5 protein-coding genes and 1 pseudogene are annotated in these 5,031 nt (G+C 43.2%); 1 reads left to right on the top strand and 5 read right to left on the bottom strand.

The genetic code is table 11. The annotated features are described in order from the left end of the window. Positions 1–313 (bottom strand): annotated as a pseudogene (locus F6K57_RS36440) (cellulose synthase catalytic subunit); the annotation flags it as partial. Between the two features lie 495 nt (positions 314–808). Between F6K57_RS36440 and F6K57_RS36435 the strand changes: the two are divergent. Then, positions 809–1,318 carry a DM13 domain-containing protein gene (locus F6K57_RS36435; RefSeq protein WP_293073033.1) on the top strand — a complete coding sequence of 170 codons (510 nt, stop codon included), beginning with the start codon at positions 809–811 and terminating at the stop codon, positions 1,316–1,318. Positions 1,319–1,361: 43 nt separating this feature from the next. Here the strand turns inward: F6K57_RS36435 and F6K57_RS36430 are convergent, their stop codons facing one another. The 4 genes from F6K57_RS36430 to F6K57_RS36415 all read right to left on the bottom strand — a co-directional run bounded on the left by F6K57_RS36430 (position 1,362) and on the right by F6K57_RS36415 (position 4,819). Then, positions 1,362–2,576, bottom strand: a complete 1,215-nt coding sequence (locus F6K57_RS36430; RefSeq protein WP_293073036.1) for a bifunctional sterol desaturase/short chain dehydrogenase — start codon at positions 2,574–2,576, stop codon at positions 1,362–1,364. A 254-nt stretch (positions 2,577–2,830) separates the two neighbouring features. Beyond that, a complete protein-coding gene (locus tag F6K57_RS36425) occupies positions 2,831–3,580 on the bottom strand; it encodes an ABC transporter ATP-binding protein (protein ID WP_364305586.1) in 750 nt (249 codons plus the stop codon). A gap of 351 nt (positions 3,581–3,931) precedes the next feature. Next, positions 3,932–4,147, bottom strand: coding sequence for a hypothetical protein (locus F6K57_RS36420; protein WP_293073029.1), 216 nt, complete (start codon positions 4,145–4,147; stop codon positions 3,932–3,934). Positions 4,148–4,294: 147 nt separating this feature from the next. Beyond that, positions 4,295–4,819, bottom strand: coding sequence for a chemotaxis protein CheW (locus F6K57_RS36415; protein ID WP_293055261.1), 525 nt, complete (start codon positions 4,817–4,819; stop codon positions 4,295–4,297). Between the last annotated feature and the right edge of the window lie 212 nt (positions 4,820–5,031).

The following is a 5,031-nucleotide window of genomic DNA, read 5'->3' as shown; positions in this document are numbered from 1 at the left end:
GATCCACTAAATTGAGGGTAGAGAAGATTCGCCAGAGCAGATATCGTCCCAATAGTGCTAGCAAAATCCCCACCACTAAATTTCTAGACCAAGTGCGAGGACGGGGAGAGAGTTTCGTGACCCCCAGGACAACTACCATTAAGATAATTGTTGGCAGTAATAAGTAGTGGTGCTGAGTCACTATTGGTGCTTCCAGCCACATCGGTGGGTTTCTTTGCCAGACATGCAGCTGAGCAAATAGCTGTATAATCTGCCCCTGACCAGTCAACCAAGCTAGAGCGATCGCACTAAAACTACTAACTAGAATCAGCATCACGACCGTTGCGGCTCGTAACCTAAAAACTGGTTTGTTAGAAGAACACCTAGAGTTTGAGTAGCTCACTTTGGGAACTGTCATGTCTAAAAACAGGTATAGCGCTGTGGGCAGGGAATAAGTAATAGCAAATTAAAAAGCGTGCTAGTATTCTAAAGCTTGGTATTATAAAGGTTATAGCAATTATTTGCCCCTTGAATTGGGCAACACCATTACACCCATTGCTGTATCCTAACTTGTTAGTTTAAACTCAATCAAACTACTAAGATAGTATGGGAATAATCTAGATGATATTGATAAGAGATTAATCTAACCTGAGGCAAATATTAAAATTCACTTAACTTGCCGATTGCGGGATATTTTAATGAATAAAATATTTTCTGAGCTAGAGTTGAGAAGTATCCACTAAATTTTTTAACCAAAACTCAGGCTAATGCCACCGAAGACTAGACATAATAGGAAATAGAGTAATGTTTCCACGAGATAGATAATCTGATGAAACTTCACTATTTAGCCATCTTTGGTGCTACTGCCTTTTTAAGCGTAGGTTGTGTAGCAGGAGTACCTGGGAATCAGAGTACTGTTCAGGCAAAACCCTCTACCTCTACCTCTACGACAACCAAGATTGATGTGTCCAGTGCTCCAGCTGCTAAACCAACTGCAACACTGGCACAGGCAACAAGTAGATCAGGAAATTTTGTAACAGCAGCCCATTCTACTCAAGGCATGGTAAGTTTAGTCACAGACAATGGAGAACGTTACCTAAAGTTTGACGAAACCTTTAAAACCGATAACGGACCTGATTTAATGGTGCTGTTGCACCGCCAAACTGTCCCCAAATCCTACAGTAAGGAAAATTATGAAAATCTTGGTCGTCTTCAGCAGGTCAGTGGTACTCAACGGTACCGTATCCCTGCTGATGTTAATCCAGAAGACTTTAGCTCTGTAGTCATTTGGTGCCGTAAATTCAACGTCACCTTTGGCTACGCCACCCTTAGTAATTAGTGCTACTAATTACTAACTAATAATTAAGGCAAGTTGCTAAGGACTAACGACTAAACAGCCTATAGTATAGGCTGACAAAAAATTCCTTGACTGGAAACGCTAAATAGGTTATAGGATTAATCGTCACAATGATGTTACGCACATCACGAGTGGCTAGATTAAGGATTTGCTGGGCTACCCAATCCCCTGACATGACCCCAACTGGATTGAGATTACTTTTAAATGGTCCGAGGATTACTTTACGTATTACACAAGGAGCATCTAGACGACGCAGGGTAACTAGGTCTCCTAGGGTACGTTTGCTCAGTTCATACAAAGGACTAAAGGCTGGATTAACTTCCGCTTCCGAAGTATTAACCCAAACTTCCTTGCGAGCAATATCTTGGTTCGTCCGAACCGTGGATAAAAACATCTCTAGCAACCGCCAACTTGATAATGTGTTGACCTCGTAGGATTTTGCGATCGCATCGGCTGTCCGTTCTTGATGAACATTAATGCCGTGATTGAGAATTAGAATATCCACATTTTCCAAATGTGGGGCTAGTTCAGACTCTTTACTCACTTGCCAAGTCAAGGTTTTTACTGGCAAGCTTTCACCATTGACACTTAAACTAACAGTTTGTTCTTTAGAGGTCAGAGCAATCACTTTTGCTCCCCGTTGCTGGAGATGGTACAACAGTGACTGTCCCAGAGTTCCCGATGCTCCCGTCACTGCAATAGTTTTTCCTTGGAGCGATAGTGCTGTCCCCATCAGTTTGTCTACTAAAGTCAATGTGCCGCCATAGTAAGCCTTTTGGTTATCAAAGTGATGTCGCCAATGGTAGCTGCGATTTACCATCCAAGGGGAAGGAGGATATAGGAATGGACCCGGAAGGTGGGTCATATCAGTCAACTTATCGGCTCCCTTGATGCCATAGCCACGAGCGATCGCACCAAATAGAAATACCATACTGTACACAGAACCAGCCAAAGCTGCCCAATGCATATTTGGTGTCCAGGTATAAGCCAACCACCATAGCACCAAGCCTAATATTAGCATGACCAAGGCTTCTGGTACATCATTACGCCAGTGCGCCTGTCGATAAATGGTATCACTGACAGCAGTTAAATCCTGACGGAAGACCCGATGATGCCACACATGCAAGCGATACAGGGGTGTCCAGTGATGGGACAGGAGGTGATAGAAGTCTCGCACCAGTTCTACCCAAAGAATAGAACCCAGTCCCAAAACCCCTATACCTAGCCAGAAATCTACCATGAACATGATTATGATGCCTAGAGTGAACAGTAACTTGTTGTGTTGGCAAATTGCCCATTCACATCATAATTAGGTAGGTACAAATAAAACTAAGATGCTGAAGGTGAACCATTAACACTCACCCCTCACCCGTCAACTTTCACCTATCAACTGTCACCTATAAACCCTGGCCTTTGGCCACGCGTGCGCGTTCAACCCTGGCCTTAAGGCCGTAGGCCACGCTGCGCGAACGGCCACGGGTGGGCGTTCAACCATCAACCATCAACCTTCAACATTCCATCTTCCATATAAGACACTTGGTCAGCTACATCGATAATACGAGGATCGTGAGTTACCATCAGCACTGTGCAACCTTTTTCCTTAGCCAGACGACGCAGCAACTCAATCACTGTATGACCACTATGAGAATCCAAGGCTGCTGTTGGCTCATCTGCCATAATTAGGGGTGGCTCTTTAGCTAAAGCCCGCGCGATCGCTACCCGTTGCTTCTGTCCCCCTGACAAGTCACTCGGTCTAAGATGTCCTTTCCCCTCTAAACCAACCTGCTCTAATAACGTTTTTGCCTGCTGTCGAGCATTGACCCCCTGAATTCCCTTAATGTTTAGCACAACTTCCACATTCTCTGTTGCTGTCAGAGCTGGAAATAGGTTGAAGTGTTGGAAAATAAAGCCAATGTGTTCCCGTCGAAACTCTGCCAGCTTAGTTCTAGACATACCAGTAATTTCTTGACCCAGTAAATAGACTTTTCCGAGTGTCGGGGTCAGTAATCCCGCCAATATTGACAAAAGGGTAGTCTTGCCAGAGCCAGACGGTCCCATTAAAAGTTGGATATCACCACGTTTGACTTCCCAGTCTATTCCTTTGAGAACTGGAACACGGTTTTGTCCTGACTGGAAGTCCATCTGCACCCCTTTAGCCAGAATGGAGCGTACACCATATTTAGGTAAATCTATAACTTTAGATACTTTAGAGCCGCCCTTAATCAGTTTTTTGGGAAACACCATATATTAAACTTTAGCAGCACCAGTTGACTAGACTCTTAGGTCGTACTGCTGGAAATTGACGACTCCCCATCGCTAAAGCTAGGGGATTTTGGCAGGTTGATCGGTGAACCGGCGAGCTAGACCCAATAGAAACGTTTTGTTTCACATCAGAGGGACTCGCCATAAGTCCTACTGCCAGAGATAACACTTACTATGCTACATCTTATCTCTAGATGCGTTTTGTCGGATACTTGTTCCGACTGCTTCTACTTCACCCTTATATTGCTAAGCATCGTAGATAAAAGCGTGGGTGGAAGCTAAACCTGTGAACTACCATAGGCTGAGCTTACGCTACAGCAATCTATTCGGAATTCACAAGCAACTGCCTAAATTTAGTTGCCCAAACCCAGGTCTTATATTCCTGCCCTCACCAGCAGTCCTAGTTTCTAAGACCGATGATTCTGCTTGGTTGTTTTTTTGCCAACGAAGCTTTTTGACTTGGTTATGGTCAAAGCGCGTTTTTGATGCTACCAACTTCTTAGCACAATTCCCAGAAAAAGGCTCTCCCATACCACGATCACCAAGCACGGATAGAGTGCGGTACTCCCTCCCTAGCCCTTATTCTGGCAGATAGCTATTACCTAATTTTAAGTATAACAGAAATCTCCTCGACTAGGACTATTCCCATGCCATAAAGCTAGGGGAAAAGATAGCTGATTGCTGATTGCTCAATGCTTAACCCCTTTTCGCGCTTTGAGAAACCCAAGGCAGGAATTGATTAACATCTAGCAAAAAGACTGTCAAAGATAAATTTTCTTGGGGAATCACTGCCACATGACTAGCAATTCCTAGGGTATCAGCTTGACGAAAAGACTCTGGTAGGGTACGAATATCACTCACGGAAACCTCTATCAAATTCGGTGTTTTGAGTACAGGGATACCAAATCCTTCACCCATTGTATTTTGAGCAATCAGCAGGAAACGTGCTGGGTTAGAAGTGCTGATTTTGCTAGATTTAAATAACCGGCGATGCAAGTCGATAATAGGAATTTCGTGGTCATCGATATGGGCAATGCCTATATCATTAAGTCCACTGCTATAAACAGTTGTGTAATTAATTACTTTGTTGACACACTCAATCGGAAACGCGAAATTGATGCTGTCTATTCTAAAGACCACTAATTTCAAGAATGATGTAGCCTTATGATTTGGCGATAGATGAGTATCATTAAGCTGGGAGTAAATTAAGTTATTTTTCATGATGTCGAATTCATCGTGTTAGGATAAGCCTTAAGTATAAAAAAATATAACTATTCTGAACAGGATTTTGCAGTAATAGGAATTGAATGGAGTAACTCACCAGACTAAGTTTGTAAACTTAGGATTAAAAGTATAATGATGGAGGATAATTCAAGGATATGTTTGCAAGTAACTGATTAGTCGTGGACACCCCTCAATAAGCTAATTGCTTA

Origin of the sequence: Moorena sp. SIO4A5, assembly GCF_010672005.1 — a bacterium.
Lineage (GTDB): Bacteria > Cyanobacteriota > Cyanobacteriia > Cyanobacteriales > Coleofasciculaceae > Moorena.
This window is presented reverse-complemented; position numbering and strand designations above follow the sequence as displayed.

Bases quoted from the DNA above. Each gene is read 5' to 3' on its own strand.
- F6K57_RS36435 (WP_293073033.1), top strand. From the start codon at position 809: ATGAAACTTCACTATTTAGCCATCTTTGGTGCTACTGCCTTTTTAAGC.
- F6K57_RS36425 (WP_364305586.1), bottom strand. From the start codon at position 3,580: ATGGTGTTTCCCAAAAAACTGATTAAGGGCGGCTCTAAAGTATCTAAA.
- F6K57_RS36415 (WP_293055261.1), bottom strand. From the start codon at position 4,819: ATGAAAAATAACTTAATTTACTCCCAGCTTAATGATACTCATCTATCG.
- F6K57_RS36430 (WP_293073036.1), bottom strand. From the start codon at position 2,576: ATGGTAGATTTCTGGCTAGGTATAGGGGTTTTGGGACTGGGTTCTATT.